Origin of the sequence: Capnocytophaga canimorsus, from assembly GCF_002302565.1 — a bacterium.
GTDB classification, from domain to species: domain Bacteria; phylum Bacteroidota; class Bacteroidia; order Flavobacteriales; family Flavobacteriaceae; genus Capnocytophaga; species Capnocytophaga canimorsus.
The window spans coordinates 1,340,791-1,358,240 of record NZ_CP022382.1 but is presented as its reverse complement, the minus strand read 5'-3'; the positions used below and the strand labels follow the sequence as shown (position 1 = coordinate 1,358,240).

Genomic DNA, 17,450 nt, shown 5'->3' with positions numbered 1-17,450 from the left:
TTACTCTTCTCTCGAGATGATTTTGGTTACCAATTTCAAGAAATCCACTGCCAAGAAATATTGGTCGCCCAAAGCATTGTACGCGAGGTCTTCCGAGAGTACTCCGTGGGGCATTCCTTCGGGGATTTTACCCGCATTGGCATCGTCATAATCTTGTCGCCACTGGTCGCTTCCGTAATAGGTGTTAAGTTTTTGTACTTCGGGAAGTAATTCCTGCCATTGTTTTAGAAATTCTTCCGCTTTCGGGGTGAATTCTTCTATTTTATTGAGGATTTCCTCCATTTGGGCGATGTTTTGTAGTTGTTTTGGGGTCATTTTCTTCATTATTTTTGTATTTAGCTATTGTTTTTATATAACCCTCTCCGAACATTTATAATTCGGAGAGGGATTTTGTATATATAACTTTGAAATATCTTCTTTAAAAATATTTCAAATATTTTAAGCATAGAAAGTATTTTTTATGCTTAAAATCAATGATAAGCACCTATTTATAATCACTTTTAATTCCCATTATGTCAAAGAACATCGGCTCGTTTACTGGTAAAAAACAGTATGGTTAGCCGTTTCCTAATGTCAAAATGACATTTTTTGTATTACCGAGTTTTTGCCCATAAGGCAAAGACTGATTTTTTACTTTTCCTTCACCTACCAAATGTACACTTATGCCCATATTTTCAAGTAAAGCTACCGCATCCATAGCACTCATTCCGATTACATTAGGCATTATGGTTTTGTATTTTCTCGCTTTAACGTAATATTGATTGTATTCATTTTCGGTGGTATCGGAGGCTTCATCTACATCTTCAATGGTATCGATGAGCAGTGAATTGGTATATATTTTTTGAGCAATACTTTTAAAAACAGGTCCTGAAACATCACCACCATAATAGCCTACGCTCTGATTGGGTTCGTGAATAACCACAATGCAAGAATATTTAGGATTGTCGGCAGGGAAGAACCCAGCAAATGAAGAAATGTAATTTTTCTTCGATTTGTCTTTGTAATTCTTTTGTGCAGTTCCTGTTTTTCCTGCCATTGAAAAATCAGGAGAGTATAGTTTACGCCCAGTTCCGTAGGGTTTTTCAACAACATCTTTGAGTAGTTTTTGCATCTTTTTTGCTGTTTCTTCCGAGCAGACTCTCTCATCAACAACCTCAACATTGAAACGCTCAATGGTTTTGTTCCATTCTTTTACCTCTTTAATCAGGCGCGGTTTAACCATAATCCCGTTGTTGGCAATGGCATTGTAAAAGGTTAAGGTTTGTAGTGGGGTTAGGTGCAGTCCGTATCCGAAAGCCATCCATTCCAATGCAATTCCGCTCCAATTTTTCTTGTCTTTCGGATTGGGTATATATGGAGTACCTTCGCCTAAAATGGGTAAATTCAGTGGTTTGGTTAGTTGCATCGCTTCCAGTTTGTTGGTAAAATCGCGAGGTTTTTTTGCAAACAAATCGTGAGTCATTTGTACAATGCCTGTATTGGAAGAAACGGCGAAAGATTTTGCTAAATTTATTTTTCCATATCCTTTATTATTGGCGTCAACCACAGGTTTTCCATAAAAATAAAGTTTTCCGTTTTTGGTATCTACTACATAACTGGTGTCAATACTGCGAGTTTCCAAAGCGGCTACCATAGTCATTAGTTTGAATACAGACCCTGGTTCGTGTGCCTCACCTACGGCATAATTCAAACGTTCAAAATATTTCCCTGAAGAACGCCCCAAGTTTGAAATTGCTTTGATTTCGCCAGAGCTTACCTCCATTACTACCACACAACCGTGGTCAGCTTCGTATTTTTCGAGTTGGGTGAGCAAGGCGTGATGTGCAATATCTTGAATATTAATGTTTATGGTAGAAACTACATCGTACCCATCTTTGGGGTCGATGATGTTACCACTGCCTACTAACTTCCATTGTCCTTTGGCTATTTTTTGTTCCAAACGAAGTCCTTCTTTTCCTAACAGATATTTAGAAAAAGCTCCTTCTAGTCCTACACGGGTTACATATCCGTTTTCATCTCTACGTTCGTACCCAATGCTACGATGAGCAATTCCTCCTAACGGATATTCGCGTGTGGTTTTTTCCTCTACAACCAGTCCGCCTTTGTAAGGATTCATATTTAGTAGCGGGAATTTACGCATACGCATATAGTCGCTATACCCTAAGCCTCTTGCTAATAACAAGCCTCTGTTTTTATGACTTCTTTCCTTGCGAAGCAAATTCTGATAGTATGAAGATGGTTTTTTGAACATCTTTGAAAGAGAATCACTTAAGGGGCGTACCCATTGTTCAAAATCTTTGTTTTTTGGGGTTTGTGTGTCAAAGCGAATATCATATCGGGTTACTGAGGTAGCCAATAAACTGCCATCATCAGAATATAAATTTCCTTTGTTGGGGATAATTGTAGCCTCTCTGAAGGTAGTTTCTTCTGCTTTTTTTCGGTAAGCATCTCCCTCAATTTGGATGTTGATTAACTTAAAGGCAATAACCACGGCTAATACCAGCAAACTGCCTGCCACCAAGTATGTACGTGCCAAAACAAATTTGTCTTTCGTTTCCATAGGTTACTCCTTTACAATTACTTTAATTTTTTGTGGTGGATTTGCTGATTGCTTTAATCCGTTGCTTTTTAATTGTTCTAGTAGGGTGGATTCTAATTTTACTTTTTGTAACTTAGAGCGTACCTCTACAAATTCACTTTTAAGTTGGTTTACTTTTTCATTGAGTTTTGCAATTTCATACACTTTTCTGTCCGCCGAATGTGAGCTGGAAATCATCACTACGCCCAACAAAAAGAGAAATAAAATAAACGTCCAGTTCTTGACCGCTTCATTACCTTCGACCAAGAACCGCCCTCGTAGCACATTCATTATTTCTTTTCTCGCTTTTGACATTTGGTGTCGTTTGTGAATTGTACAAAATATTGAAAAATGTTGTTTTTGTTTTTATATTTTTTCGGCAACGCGAAGTTTAGCACTTCGTGCTCTGTTATTGGCTTGTATCTCAGAGATTGAGGGCAGAATAAGTCCGCCTACTTTTTTAAAAGGAACCTTGGTGTTGCCAAAGAAATCTTTTTCGGGGCTTCCTTCCAATTGTCCGTCGCGGATAAATCGCTTTACCAATCGGTCTTCCAACGAATGGTAGCTGATAAGACTGATACGTCCGCCTATTTTCACAATTTCAGGAAGTTGTAATAAAAATTCCTCAAGGGCTTGAATTTCGCTATTTACCTCAATACGAATAGCTTGATAGATTTGAGCTAAAATTTTATTTTCTTTGAACTTGGGTAAAAAAGGGTCTAACAAACTTTTGAGCTGTATACTTGTCGTGATTTTTTTTTGTTTACGCTGATTAACCAAATGTTTGGCAATGGCTCTTGCATTTCTCAGTTCGCCATATTTGTAAAGCAAGTTGGCTAAATCTTCCTCTGAATATTCGTTGAGTACCTCTTGGGCTGAAAGCGGATTGTTTATATCCATTCGCATATCCAAAATACCATCGAAACGGGTAGAAAATCCGCGTTCAGGTTTATCAAATTGGTAGGAAGAAACCCCAAAATCACCCAATACACCATCTACTTGTTTGATTCCGTAGAAACGTAAGTAACGATTCAAATATCTGAAATTCTGATTGATAAGTGTGAAACGCTCGTCGTTAATGGCATTCTTGGTTGCATCGGTGTCTTGGTCAAAGGCGTATAATCGTCCGTTTGCTCCCAATCGACTTAAAATTTCGCGTGAGTGTCCGCCACCTCCAAAAGTAACATCAACGTACACGCCATCTTGTTTAATGGCAAGAGCATCAACGCTTTCAAGCAATAATACTGGGTTATGATATGTAGTTGTTGTTTTATTCATTTCCTAAACCTCCCATTACTTTTTCCGCTAAAGCCGAGAAATCTTCAGGGCTACTATATACGGCTTGTTCGTAGCGCTGTTTGTCCCAAATTTCAACACGGTTTCCGGTTGCCGAAAAAACTACCTCTTTTTCAATTTGTGAGAAAGTGAGCAAGTCTTTAGGAATGAGCATTCTACCTACAGAGTCAATTTCAATCATTTTGACTCCTGCCATAAACTTTCGGATAAAATCGTTATTTTCTTTAACGAATCGGTTTAATCCGTTGATTTTTTGCATTACCAAACTCCATTCGTCCATCGGGAATAATTCTAAGCAAAATTGAAAATCAGAACGCTTAAGCACGAAACTGGTTTCCTGCTCTCCCAATTGTTTTTTTAGGGAAGCAGGAACAAGTACGCGTCCTTTAGCGTCTATTTTTGCCTCGTATGTACCGATGAGTAAACTCACGTGGAAAATCTTTTTTGTTTTGTTCAAGGACAAAATTAGAAAAAAAATCCCACATTTTACCACAAAATCCCACTTTGTTGATAAGTTTTTTGAAATCTGAAAAGTAAATCAATTTGCTTATAATTAGCTAATTAGTTAATTTTTTCCGAAATTAATGTTAAACATAAAATACTGGTTGCTACAACTATTTAACTCTTAAAGTTTTATGATTTTTGTCATTTCTAAAATAAAAGTTAAATCAGACAAGCTTTTTTTAGCTTTTGTTGTTTTGTGAAAAACAAAGTGTTGATAATCTTTCTGTTCGATGAATTGGAAGCGAATAAAAACTATTTTTTGACTCAAAAATTTGCAAGTATGATTTTTTGTATTACTTTTACGGTGTAATAGTAAAGTAATATACTAAAACACTTTTTTATGATAACGGTTAAAAATTTAGATTTTTCTTTTCGCAAGAAAACCATCTTTACAGATTTGAATTTGCATATTGAGCGAGGACAAATCTGTGGTTTGTTTGGGAAAAATGGAGTAGGGAAAACCACGTTTTTGTACAACATCGCAGGGTTGCTTTTCCCTAATCGAGGGACAATTCAAGTTTTAGGATTTGTTCCAAAGGAGCGAAAAACGAGCTTTTTACAAGAAATTTTTGTAATCCCTGATGAAGTTTATCTGCCTGACACTTCGGTTGAAAAATACCAACAAAGGCTATCGTGTTTTTATCCGAAATTTAGCTTAGAGCAATTCCAGAGTTTTTTACACGCTTTTGAAGTTTCGGAAAAAGATAAACTCCATAAGTTGAGCTACGGACAAAGAAAAAAAGTGCTGATTAGCTTTGCATTAGCAGCAAATACTTCGTTGGTGTTGATGGACGAACCTACTAACGGATTGGATATTAATGCAAAAACGCAGTTTCGTAAAATTATGGTAGAAATAATGAATGATGAGCGTTGTTTTGTCATCAGTACGCATCAGGGGAAGGATTTGGAAAACCTCATCGACCGAGTGATTGTTTTAGATGAAAAAAATGTGCTTTTCAATCAATCAATGCGAGAAATTTCTCAGAGTTTAGAATTTAAAGCCACACACAACAAAAATCAGCGTGAAGAAGCCTTCTATTTGGAAAAAAGTTTCTTCGGAGATATGCTCGTTTTGCCTAATAATGGTTACAATGAGAGCAAAATAGATTTGGAATTGCTTTATAAAGCCGTGATTTCAAATCCGAAAAAAGTAAATGATTGGTTTAACTCAAAAAATAAGTAACGATGAAGACATTTTTAAATCTTTTAAGAAAAGAATGGAGCGAAAACGCAAAGTATTTTCTGTATTATTATCTTGTTTTTACGATAATTTTTATAGGCTTGGTAGCCTATGTTTGTTATCAGAATTACTTGGATTTTCATTCATCTTTTAATGAAAGTGATATTTCTGTAATAGTATTATATAGTTATTTGGTAGGAGGTATTATTTTTGTTTATTTGGGGTATTATTCCTTATTTAAAAAAGAAAGAATAGTTCAAACATTAACACTCCCTGTCAGTAATTTGCAAAAATGGCTTTGTTTTTTCCTAATTTACTCTATTTTATTTTTTGTTGTGAATTTTATTTGGAGTGATATACTTGACATTTTAGCAAAAACCTTTACAAGTAGTTTGGACTTTGTAGAACAAGAACAAATGGAAGATGCTTGGAGCTATTGGAAGCGAAGGATAAGCAGCTCCTTTGCTCACGGACTTGGTTTTTTACTTTTATACCTATTTTTTTTCGTTCAATCTGTATTATATGTGGGGTTGTTTCATTTTAAAAGATATGGAATTATTAAAACGTTGTTCATTGCTATCGTAATTGGGTATTTATTTTTTGAATATACCAATAGTGTTCCAGAATTTTTTGGAGGATATGGTAATGCATTTGGTATTTTGACTGAATATAGAATTGATGAAGATGAATATTTTGCTATACATCAGTATTATAGTTCTGATTTGGTAAATCATTTGGACGAAACTTTTATCCTTTCAGTTCCAATAATCTTGTTTATAACATCTTATTTTAAATTAAAAGAACGAGAATTACGATAATTATGGAATTACGAGATAGCGGTCAAGCCATTTACCTTCAAATTGCGGATTATATCTGTCAGAAAATTTTGTTGGGTGAATGGCAACCCGAAACCAAAATACCGAGCGTACGTGAGTTGGCAGTGCAGATGAGTGTCAATCCTAATACGGTTGCTCGAAGTTACGAGTTTTTGAAAAATAACGGAATCATCATCGATAGGCGAGGAGTAGGTTATTTTGTAGAAACAAATGGAATAGAACAAGCACGAAAATATCGTCAGCAAGAGTTTTTGCAAAATGAACTTCCTTCGTTTTTCAATACGCTTTATACCTTGGGTGTTGAACTGACTGAATTACAGCATCATTATGAAAATTTTAAAACAACTTTAAACCAGAAACAAAATGAAAACCAGTAATAAAATTCTTTTATTTTTTGTAGCACTATTGCTTTTATACCCTGCATTTTTGTCTTACACCAAGAGAAAGGAATATGAAAAAAATCCTACAAAACTGTTCAGAAAGGAAAATCGATATTACGATTTAGAAAAATTAGAAGATTTTAAACACTTGAAAATCATCGGGAATGATAGTACACGATTGAGCCATATTCGGTTTACTTATTCTGACTCTTGTTTTTCACTGAACAAAAAAGACGATTTGCCCAAAGAATTTTCTATTGATAATAAGCAAGATACACTAATAATCACACTAAACGAAAAGGGAAATGACTATTGGGGTGAAAATGTCAAAGATTTTAAAAGTACGCCTCGTTTACATCTGTTTGCACCTGCTTTACAGTCAGTTACTTTGGAAAAAATAGGTTTGGTAGTTAATGCAGTAACTTTTAAGAAGAAAGATGCCTTTACGTCTTTTTACTTGAATAAAAGCGAAGTAGTAATGGAAACAATATATGACAGTGACATAACTCATATATTGGAAAAGACTTCTAAAATTCCGTATAAATCATTTGATATCAATGGAATGGATAGTGATTTTGATTTAGGGAATGTACTTTGTGATAGCCTAACCTTTAATCTGAAAGGAAAATCAATTTTTAGAACAACCTCTGATAGTTTTACACATTTTTCAGGAGAAATTGGTTACGAAACCACCACAGAAATTCCTGAAAGGTTGAAAGAATCGATTAAGGTGTTCGAAGAAAAGTAGTTATATTTGCTGTTCAAAGTTTAATCTAAAAATTTTGATACGTGAAAATGAAAGTAAACAAAACATTTAAGAGAGTACTGAAAATTTCTCTCGGCTTGATAGCCTTAATCCCGATTATTCTTTTAGGGCAAATGCTTCTTTTCAATATGAAATACCAAAACGACGAAAAAAATATTTTCGGGTGGGACAAGGAAAATAGGCGCTTTCAAATCAATGAAAAGAAACAGTATGAACTCAATGGTATTGATGGTCCGTACCTTATTGGCGATACGCTATACTATCTAAATGAAGAGAATATCGTTGTAAAATCCACCGAAGTAAAAGACTCCTTGCAGGTGCGTGTGCCCAATAAAGATGCCGATTCGTTCCATTTTTCATTAAGGAAAAATATTGAAAAAGATTTGTTTTCCTATGCAATGCCCGAAAAATTGATTGCGATTTCGGATATCGAAGGCAATTTTGATGCCTTTTGCGGATTTCTTCAAAAAAATAAGATTATCGACCAAAATTTTAATTGGGTTTTTGGTAAAGGGCATCTGGTCTTAAATGGTGATTTTGTGGATAGAGGTCAGCACGTAACTCCCACGCTTTGGCTGATATACAAATTAGAGGAACAAGCACTACAGCAAGGTGGAAAAATTCATTATGTTTTAGGAAATCACGAAATTATGAATTTCCAAGGAAATCATAAGTATGCTGATGCTAAATATATTAAATTAGCTCAAATTATTTATCCGAGCGCTTCTACCAAGGAGAGTTACAAAATTCTGTATTCCAAAAAATCGGAAATAGGTAGGTGGCTACGTACTAAAAATGTGGTAACGAAAATTGGGGATTATCTTTTTGTACACGCAGGTTTCAGTCCTGAAATTTTATCGCACCATTTAAGTTTGGAAAACATCAACGAAATAACTCGAAAAAATTGGGACAAAGACCTTTACAAGTATCCTCAAAGCGACAGTATAGCCAATTTTCTGCTTGGACGAAAAGGTCCGTTTTGGTATCGTGGTTTGGTTAAAAGTTATAAATATTATGACAAAGCCAATGGGAAAGATGTGCAAGAAATCCTAAAAACTTATCAAGCAGAAAAAATCGTTGTAGGGCACAGCATAGTTGATGCTGTTTCCGCAGATTATCACGGAAAAGTAATCCGAATAGATGTGAAACACGGTAATGAAAAACACAGCCCCCAAACACAAGGGTTACTTGTAGAAAATGGTATTGAATACAAAACAGATGCGATGGGCAAAAGAACCAAGCTGTAAAGTTTATGAGAGTTTTAGGCTGCGAAGTCAATATTTAAATTTTGATTAGTTTGATACTTTTTGTAGTTTTGTTTCTTATTGGTATAGAACGCATTTATGGAAAAAGAAAGAGAAACAAAACGAAAATATTTAAAACGAAAGTTGCTCAGTAAGTATCGTTTGGTATTTATGGACGAGGAAACTTTTGAAGAAAAAGGGTCGATACGCTTAAATCGGTTGAATGTTTTTTTGGTGAGTTCGCTTTTCGCCATATCGATGATTGTATTGACTACTTTACTTATCATATATACCCCTCTAAGGCAGTACATATTAGGCTTTTCCGAAGTAAAACTTCGTAAAGAGGTAGTTAAACTTAATTTCAGTGTAGATTCCTTAGAAAGCGAAATTGCTAAAAATAATTTATATTTAACTTCTGTAAAAAAAGTATTGGTTGGTGATATTCAGCCTGAAAAAATCAACAAGGATTCTATTTTTGAAAGTTTTAAAATAGATCCTCAATCTATTGATTTTAAGCCTAATCGTCAGGATTCACTTCTTAGGCAAGAGGTTGCCGATGAGGAACGCTATAATGTTTTTGAAAAGGCTTCCTACCGTGATAAAGAAGTGCTTTTGTTTGCTCCATTACGAGGTGAAATTTCTAATGAATTTTCGCCTGAAAATAGGCACTATGGTATTGATATTATCGCTGCGGAAGGTACACCTGTGAAGGTTGTTGCTGACGGAACTGTGATTTTTTCGGATTGGACAATTGAGACTGGATATGTCATTATTGTGGAACATAAAGACAACTTAATTTCCGTTTATAAGCATAATTCATCTTTGGCCAAACGGCAAGGAAATCAGGTGCGTACAGGCGAAGTCATTGCCACTGTTGGCAATACAGGCGAACTAACTACGGGTCCGCACTTGCATTTTGAACTTTGGAATAACGGATACGCAATCAATCCGTTAAGTCATATTGATTTTAAGTAGTTGAAGAATGTCACTAAAATCCTTTTTAGCCAAAATATTTGCCGCTTCGGTAAGGAAGAAAATCGACCGATGGGCAAATCGTCCTGTCGAGACCCAAGAAAAAGTCTTTCAAGAACTTATCCAAAGTGCCAAAAATACCCAATTTGGGAAAGACCATCATTTTCAAGAGATTATTTCACATTCCGATTTTGTGAAAAATGTTCCCATTCGTGATTATGAAGCCTTAAAGCCTTACATTGAGCGAGTTGTAGCAGGAGAAGAAAACGTACTTTGGCAAGGAAAACCCATTTATTTTGCCAAAACTTCGGGGACTACCAGCGGAGCGAAATACATTCCCATTACTAAAGCCTCAATGCCTTACCATATTGAGGCTGCTCGTGATGCTATTCTGTGCTATGTTCATCAGACCCAAAAAGCTGATTTTGTTAACGGAAAAATGATTTTCTTGCAAGGAAGTCCTGTTTTGGAGGAAAAAAAAGGCATCAAATTGGGGCGTTTATCAGGAATTTCAGCACATTATGTTCCTAAATATTTGCAAAAAAACCGAATGCCTTCGTGGCAAACCAATTGCATTGACGATTGGGAAACCAAAGTAGATGCCATTGTTCAAGAAACTCAAAATGAGGATATGACGGTTATTAGTGGCATTCCGTCGTGGGTTCAGATGTATTTTGAGAAACTTCGGGAAAAATCGGGAAAAAATGTAGGTGATTTATTCAAGAATTTTCATCTTTTCATTTACGGAGGTGTAAATTACGAGCCTTATCGACAAAAATTTGAACATCTTATCGGAAGAAAAGTAGATAGTATTGAACTTTTTCCTGCTTCAGAAGGTTTTTTTGCCTATCAGGATAGCCAAACGGAAAAAGGAATGCTCTTACTGCTAAATTCGGGTATTTTTTATGAATTTATCAAAGCAGACGATTTCTTTTCTGAAAATCCAAAAAGATTGACTATCAAAGATGTTGAGGTTGGGGTAAATTATGTGATGATTATTTCAACTAATGCGGGATTGTGGGCGTACAATATTGGCGATACGGTACAATTTACTTCAACCAAGCCGTATCGGGTGGTAGTTTCGGGTAGAATTAAGCATTTTATTTCTGCTTTCGGCGAACACGTTATTGCTAAGGAAGTTGAGGAAGCGATTCGCAAAGCCACGATTGGAACAGATATTCGCATTACTGAATTCACAGTTGCTCCTCAGGTAAATCCCGACCAAAACCAATTGCCTTATCACGAATGGTTTATCGAATTTGAGAATGAACCTACTGATTTAAAGCAGTTTGCATTTAAAATTGATGCCCTGATGCAAGAGCAAAATTCGTATTACTTTGATTTGATACAAGGTAAGGTACTGCAACCGCTGAAAATTACGCAAGTGGCAAAAGATGGTTTTTCTGATTATATGAAATCGTTGGGTAAACTCGGCGGACAAAATAAAGTACAACGCCTTGCCAACGACCGAAAAATTGTGGAACAACTCGCTATTTTGAGTTAAATAAAAACTTTAAAATGAGTCAAGTGTTGGAAAATGATGATTTTTACTATTCCGAAAAGGGGTATAAAATCTTTACCGAAAAATACCTACTAAAAAGAGGATATTGTTGCCAAGACGGTTGCAAACACTGCCCTTACGGATATTCTAAAAAGACAGGAACAATAAAGTCTAGAAAATAAATTAACATTTCATTTTTTCTCATTCTTACAAACTTCAAAAATACAACAATGCAATATATCACAAATATGTTCCAAAACTTGAAAAAACTTCCTATTTATTGGTATGTTTTGATGTCGTATTTGCTTCTCACAAGTATAGTAGCTGTTGTTTTTGAGCCGAAGATAATTATTATAAATCGATTGATTTTCATAGGTTTATTGTGTTTTGCTCTTATTTTAGGAAGAACGTTCCCGAAAGTCAAAAGTATCATTCATTTGGTGTTGGCATATGCATTTTTAGGAGTGATTTATAAGGAAACTGCCATAATCCATCCGCTTTTTTTTAGTCCGATTGATGGTTTTTTGATGAAGTTGGACGCTTACTTGTTCGGAGTTCAACCCGCTTTGGCTTTTTCGGCTATATTTCCACAGGTTTGGATTAGCGAATTGCTTTTTTTTGGATATTTTTCGTATTATCTGATGCCTTTAATAGTCATATTTTCACTTAGAAACGAACCCGAAGTCAAAATTAATCAATTTGGAGGGATTCTTATTACTTCATTTGTGATATACTACCTGATTTTCATACTAATTCCTGCCATAGGTCCGCAATTTTATTGGGATTATCCCGAAAACCACATCGAAGCTCAAGGTTTTTTCGGAAAAATCGTAAAAATCATTCAGACCAAAGGCGAAGCTCCTACCGCAGCTTTTCCAAGTTCGCACGTGGGTATTAGCGTAGTGATTCTACTTTGGCTTTATTCTCACAACAAAAAATTATTCTTGGGTATTCTTCCGTTTACAGCAATACTCATATTTTCAACAGTTTATATCAAGGCCCATTATGCAGTTGATGTCTTAGCAGGATTGTTATCGGGTGTATTGATTTATTTTATCACTTATGGTTACTATAAAAGAAGTTAATACTGCAAAACAGCTCAAAACCTTTATATATCTTCCTGAAAAGATACATCAAAGTCACAAAAATTGGTTGCCTCCGTTGTATCTTGATGAGGAGAAATTTTTCTCTCATAAACGAAATCCTGCCTTTCAACACGCAGATACAATATTGTTTTTAGCATATCGAGGAGAACAAGCCGTAGGACGAATTATGGGAATTATCCCTCACGAGTACAACCGCAAAAACGGAGTGCAATGTGTGCGCTTTTCTTATTTTGAATGCTATGAAGACGAATTGGTTTTCAAGGAATTGCTTTTAGCTGTGGAACGTTGGGGGAAATCTAAAAATTGTAAGGAAATGGTAGGTCCGATGGGCTTTTCGGATAAAGAACCTCAGGGATTTCTTACTCAAGGATTTACAGAGCCTACGATGCTCATTACCAATTGTAGTTTTGAGTATATGAAGATTTTTATCGAAAAAGCTGGTTTTGAATCTTTTGTAAGATTATATCAATATCAAGTTCCGCTAACAGAAAATGTTATGGAACGTTACCAAAAATTCACGCAACGTGTAGAAGCCCGACAAAGCATCATCGTTCACGAATTTACTCGAACCAGACAGGTACGTCCCTTTATAGCAGGAGTTTTTGAATTGATAAACAACTCGTATAAAGACATTTACGGTTTTTCGCCCGTAACAAAAAAAGAAACCGAAGAGTTTGCCAATCGCTTCTTACCGCTTCTTAATCCCAAACTTATAAAAATCATTTGCGACCTCAGCGGAAAAGTCATCGCCTTTGTAATTGCAATGCCCGATTTGAGCGGAGGTATCCGTAAAGCCGAAGGACGTTTATTTCCATTAGGTTGGTTTCATATATTACAAGCTTCTCGAAAATCAAAAAAATTGATGCTACTTTTGGGTGCCATCGCCCCCGAAATGCAAAACAAAGGCTTAGATGCCGTATTAGCGACCAAATTGTTTGCCTCTGCCCTGACACTTGGTTTTCAAGAAATAGACAGCCACCTGATTATGGAGAAAAACCTAAAAATGCGTAGTGAAATAGAACGTCTGCCCAATCATAAATTATATAAAGAATATACGATTTATAAAAGGAAGTTTTAAATGTGAATGGGAGATTCTGTAAGTTTGTGGTTTTGCAAGTTTTAGGCTATATGCTTTGCTGCTGGTGCAAAATTGCCATTTTATATAAATAAATTTTCGTACTCTAAATCATCTTTTGAAAAAAGGAAAGCCTATAAAAATAAGGAAGGTGGTGAAGAACGGAGCTTACAGAAGGAAAAACGGCCTTTGCTTTTTTGGTTTTTAAGTCTTAAAAAATAGTCTAAATATAAAAAACAAAAAAGCTTTCCATTTACGGAAAGCTCTTTTGTTGACCTACTAGGACTCGAACCTAGAACGACTGAACCAAAATCAGCTGTGTTACCATTACACCATAGGTCAGCTATCAAAATTGCGGTGCAAAGATACGATGTTTTTTTAAATTTCCAAATTTTAAATCATTTTTTAAGTCAAAAAAAATAACTTTTTTATTTTGTATGGAGAATGATTTGTTTTTATAATCTTTAAGGTGTTGATTTTTATTGGATTATTTCCTTCAAGGTGTTTTTGTTTTTATCTCTTTTTAAGATGTTGAAGATTACTTGGATTAAAGTTGCAGCGGAGAGTGCGTATCGCATCGACAATTGCTGTAAAGTAAGTTACAAAGCAATTGTTGAAAGAATTGTAATTAGTTTTTTGAAAAAAAACGGTTTTTTGTCCGTTTCATCAAGATTTTATTTTTAAATTCGCACACTGTGCTTTTTGCACCTTAACAAACCTCATTTTACAGATGGAAAAGCAATTTAAAAAATACGAAATTATTACGGGGTGGATCGCCTTTTTAGTGGCACTTATTACTTACGGACTTACGGTAGAGCCAACTTTAAGTTATTGGGATTGTGGTGAATATATAGCTACATCGGCTAAACTACAGATAGGGCATCCGCCGGGGGCACCATTTTTTCAAATGATGGGAGCTTTTTTTGCTATGTTCGCGCCTTCTGCTGAAAAAGTAGCTTTGTTTGTGAACTGGATGTCCGTACTTTCCAGTGCTTTTACGATTTTATTTTTGTTTTTCATTATTACTAATTTGACCAAAAAATTGGCTTTACGTTCCAATCAGCCCCTTGACTTACCAAAGACAATTGCTGTTTTGGGAAGTGGGTTTGTAGGCGCTTTAGCTTACACGTTTTCGGATAGTTTTTGGTTTAATGCCGTAGAAGCCGAAGTATATGCTATGGCAATGCTTTTTATGGCGGTGATGTTTTGGTTGGGAATTAAATGGACAGATAATTTACATCAACCAAGAGGTGATAAATGGTTGATTTTGATATCTTTGGTGATAGGTCTTTCTTTTGGGGTACATTTTATGGCACTATTGACCATTCCGGCAATCGGTATGCTTTATTTCTTCAATAGTAATATCAAAAAGAGTGTAAAGAATTTTTTCTTAGCTAATATAATTTCTGTGGCTGTACTGCTACTTATTTTTAAGTTGATATTGCCCTATACTTTGGCATATTTCGGATATTTGGAGGTGTTTTTTGTAAATTCTGTGGGTTTGCCTTTCAACTCGGGAACAATTATAGCCGGAATTTCCATCATTTTGGCTTTTTACGCTACACTTCGCTATACGTATCGTAACGGAAAAACACATTTGCAGACCATTACTTTGTGTATTCTTTTTGTGCTTATTGGTTTTTCTACTTGGATAATGATTCCTATTCGAGCCAATGCTCATACAGTAATTAACGAAAATAGTCCCACTGATGCCCGTTTGCTTTTGGCTTATTACAAATTGGAACAATATCCTGAAACCCACTTGTTCTACGGACCGATGTTCTCTGATAAATATGCAGGTCTTGATGAGAAAAACCCGTATATGGACGACAAACCCAAATACGAAAGGGATTATAAACAGAATAAGTATGTAATTGTAAACGCTTATGAGAATGCTCGAATGCGTCCTAATTCCAGCCATGAAGGAATTTTACCGCGTATGTGGAACTCTCCAAATGCTACGAACTATATGGCGATTACAGGGCTGCTTGATTTTAGCATCAAACCCGAATATTTTTCGAATGATGACCTGCGTCAAGGTGTGGCAGAATTCAAAAAGCGCTTACAAGAGGGGCAAGTTAGTTTGGAGGATTACGACCGTTTTTTATCGCGTTTTAAGGACTATATTGATGTTAAAAAGCCTTCATTCTGGCAAAATATTCAATACCTATTTTCTTATCAGATGAATTATATGTATTGGCGTTATTTTATGTGGAATTTTGTAGGTCGGCAAAATGATATTCAAGGGAAAAAAGATGGTAATGGGAGTTGGCTTAGTGGTATCCACTTTATAGATGATTTCCGTTTGGGGGCTCAGGAAAATCTCCCTTCCGATGTGTTAAATAACAAAGCGCGAAACACGTATTTTTTCTTACCTTTAATTTTAGGAATTGTAGGTTTGTTTTATATGCTTTTGAAAAGTGAACGTCAAACTTGGGTTATTTTTGTGCTTTTTATGTTTACGGGGTTGGCTTTAAAAGTGTATTTGAACGAAAGACCCTTTGAACCTCGTGAGCGTGATTATGCTTTGGTGGGTTCGTTCTTTACTTTTGCCATTTGGATAGGAGTAGGCGTATATGCTGTTTTCGAACTTTTACGAAGAGCCGTGATGAGCCGCATTGCAGCACCACTTTCGGTATTAGTAACACTACTTACTGTTCCAGTGCTTATGGCAAACCAAAATTGGGACGACCATAGCCGTGCGGGGCGTTACACGGCACGTGCCGTAGCAAAAGCATATTTAGATTCGGTCAAAGAAGATGTTGGGGCATTGCTCTTTACCATTGGTGATAATGATACTTTTGGGGTATGGTATGCTCAAGAAATTGAAAATTATCGTACTGATGTTCGTGCCATAAATACTGCGTTACTCTCTACCGATTGGTATATTGACCAAATGAAACGCAAGGCGTACCAAAGCGACCCCATTCCCTCACAGCTCACTCACGATAAGTACGCCTATGGTATTCGCGATGTGGTGTATTACAATCCGCTTACCGAAAATACTTGGAATGTTAAAGATCTTATGAATTGGATTGAAAGCGAAGATCCTAAAACTCAAATGACTTTTAAAAACGGACATAAAGCGTATTTCTATCCTACCCATAAGATACGTATTCCTGTAAATAAAGAAAACGTGCTCAAAAGTGGTGTGGTAAAACCTCAAGACGCTCATTTGATTGTAGAATATATTGATATTGAGCTGCCTAAATCGGGGATTGAAAAAAACCGAATGCTTATGCTTGATATTATCGCGAATAACGATTGGAAGCGCCCGATTTATTTTACAGGAGGAAGTTTAAGTCCTGAAGAATACATTTGGATGAAAGATTATTTACAACTTGACGGATTTGTGTATAAATTGGCGCCCATTAAAACCCCGATTGACAAAAAAAATCCGTTCGATATAGGGCGTATCGATACCGATTTGATGTTTGACATTGTAATGCGCTGGGACTGGGGGAATATGGAAAGTCCAGACATTTATCACGATCCTGAAACTCGTAAAAACGGAATGATTTTCAGAGGGAATTTGGCACGGCTTAAAGAGGCTTTACTTAAAGAAGGAAAAACCGAAAAGGCTAAAAAAGTAATAGATTTGGCAATGACTAAAATTCCGTTCGAGTATTTTGGGTACTACTTTTCGTTAGAGCCTTTCATTGAAGGATATTACCAAACGGGGCAATCCCAAAAGGCGCGTGAGCTTATCCTGAAAATTGCTCAGAAATACCAAGAAGAACTTAATTATTATGTTCATTTGCCTTTAGAGCAACGTTATGAAAATTTCGCTGAAATTCAATATACCGCACAGCATTATGGTTCGCTTTTGGCTATTGCAGTGAAAAATAAGGATACTGAATTTGCTAAAAATCAAGAAGTTATTTTTAGGAAATATTTAGCCAATTTCATTGATGAAATCGACGAAGAAGAATCACTGATGGATGACTTAAACGAGCAAACTACTCCAGAAGACAGTTTAGTTAAAGATAGCTTGGAAAGATTGAAAAATTAA

The 17,450-nt window shown here is 35.8% G+C and carries 16 protein-coding genes and 1 tRNA gene; 11 read left to right on the top strand and 6 right to left on the bottom strand.

The genetic code is table 11. The features are described 5' to 3' along the window. From CGC47_RS05930 to mraZ, 5 genes are all read right to left on the bottom strand, one after another. Positions 1-324, bottom strand: coding sequence for a DUF4298 domain-containing protein (locus CGC47_RS05930; protein WP_231552420.1), 324 nt, complete (start codon positions 322-324; stop codon positions 1-3). Positions 325-556: 232 nt separating this feature from the next. Beyond that, complete coding sequence (locus tag CGC47_RS05925) at positions 557-2,560, bottom strand: penicillin-binding protein (RefSeq protein WP_013998197.1); 2,004 nt, start codon at positions 2,558-2,560, stop codon at positions 557-559. Positions 2,561-2,563: 3 nt separating this feature from the next. Further along, entirely contained in the window at positions 2,564-2,893 is a 330-nt protein-coding gene (locus CGC47_RS05920) for an FtsL-like putative cell division protein (protein ID WP_041913679.1), read from the bottom strand. Positions 2,894-2,944: 51 nt separating this feature from the next. Further along, on the bottom strand, positions 2,945-3,856 hold the full coding sequence (rsmH, locus tag CGC47_RS05915) for a 16S rRNA (cytosine(1402)-N(4))-methyltransferase RsmH (RefSeq protein WP_013998195.1): 912 nt from the start codon (positions 3,854-3,856) through the stop codon (positions 2,945-2,947). Continuing rightward, complete coding sequence (gene mraZ, locus CGC47_RS05910; RefSeq protein WP_042002360.1) at positions 3,849-4,304, bottom strand: division/cell wall cluster transcriptional repressor MraZ; 456 nt, start codon at positions 4,302-4,304, stop codon at positions 3,849-3,851. Before mraZ ends, rsmH begins: the two co-directional genes overlap by 8 nt. A 414-nt stretch (positions 4,305-4,718) precedes the next feature. Here mraZ and CGC47_RS05905 point away from each other — a divergent pair, with 414 nt between their 5' ends. From CGC47_RS05905 to CGC47_RS05865, 10 genes are all read left to right on the top strand, one after another. Beyond that, on the top strand, positions 4,719-5,561 hold the full coding sequence (locus tag CGC47_RS05905; RefSeq protein ID WP_042002220.1) for an ABC transporter ATP-binding protein: 843 nt from the start codon (positions 4,719-4,721) through the stop codon (positions 5,559-5,561). A gap of 2 nt (positions 5,562-5,563) precedes the next feature. Continuing rightward, the gene (locus tag CGC47_RS05900; protein WP_095900115.1) at positions 5,564-6,376 is read left to right on the top strand and encodes a hypothetical protein; all 813 of its coding nucleotides are present in this window, start codon (positions 5,564-5,566) and stop codon (positions 6,374-6,376) included. A 2-nt stretch (positions 6,377-6,378) separates the two neighbouring features. Continuing rightward, positions 6,379-6,771 carry a GntR family transcriptional regulator gene (locus CGC47_RS05895; RefSeq protein ID WP_013998190.1) on the top strand — a complete coding sequence of 131 codons (393 nt, stop codon included), beginning with the start codon at positions 6,379-6,381 and terminating at the stop codon, positions 6,769-6,771. Beyond that, positions 6,758-7,522, top strand: coding sequence for a hypothetical protein (locus CGC47_RS05890; RefSeq protein WP_013998189.1), 765 nt, complete (start codon positions 6,758-6,760; stop codon positions 7,520-7,522). Before CGC47_RS05895 ends, CGC47_RS05890 begins: the two co-directional genes overlap by 14 nt. Positions 7,523-7,569: 47 nt before the next feature. Continuing rightward, entirely contained in the window at positions 7,570-8,787 is a 1,218-nt protein-coding gene (locus CGC47_RS05885; protein WP_042002357.1) for a metallophosphoesterase, read from the top strand. A gap of 96 nt (positions 8,788-8,883) precedes the next feature. Further along, positions 8,884-9,759: a M23 family metallopeptidase gene (locus tag CGC47_RS05880; RefSeq protein WP_013998187.1), complete on the top strand. Its 876-nt coding sequence runs from the start codon at positions 8,884-8,886 to the stop codon at positions 9,757-9,759. Between the two features lie 7 nt (positions 9,760-9,766). Beyond that, positions 9,767-11,260: a GH3 auxin-responsive promoter family protein gene (locus CGC47_RS05875; RefSeq protein ID WP_042002207.1), complete on the top strand. Its 1,494-nt coding sequence runs from the start codon at positions 9,767-9,769 to the stop codon at positions 11,258-11,260. A gap of 14 nt (positions 11,261-11,274) precedes the next feature. After that, complete coding sequence (locus CGC47_RS10785; protein ID WP_157908817.1) at positions 11,275-11,439, top strand: DUF5522 domain-containing protein; 165 nt, start codon at positions 11,275-11,277, stop codon at positions 11,437-11,439. Between the two features lie 48 nt (positions 11,440-11,487). Continuing rightward, positions 11,488-12,342, top strand: coding sequence for a phosphatase PAP2 family protein (locus CGC47_RS05870; protein WP_231552419.1), 855 nt, complete (start codon positions 11,488-11,490; stop codon positions 12,340-12,342). Further along, positions 12,320-13,441: a hypothetical protein gene (locus CGC47_RS05865; protein WP_095900114.1), complete on the top strand. Its 1,122-nt coding sequence runs from the start codon at positions 12,320-12,322 to the stop codon at positions 13,439-13,441. The genes CGC47_RS05870 and CGC47_RS05865 overlap by 23 nt, the downstream gene beginning before the upstream one ends. Positions 13,442-13,709: 268 nt before the next feature. Here the strand turns inward: CGC47_RS05865 and CGC47_RS05860 are convergent. Continuing rightward, positions 13,710-13,780: transfer RNA gene (locus tag CGC47_RS05860), tRNA-Gln, on the bottom strand. A 388-nt stretch (positions 13,781-14,168) separates the two neighbouring features. Between CGC47_RS05860 and CGC47_RS05855 the strand changes: the two genes are divergently transcribed. Then, positions 14,169-17,450 (top strand): glycosyltransferase family 117 protein, encoded by a 3,282-nt coding sequence (locus CGC47_RS05855; protein WP_042002203.1) that lies wholly within the window; start codon positions 14,169-14,171, stop codon positions 17,448-17,450.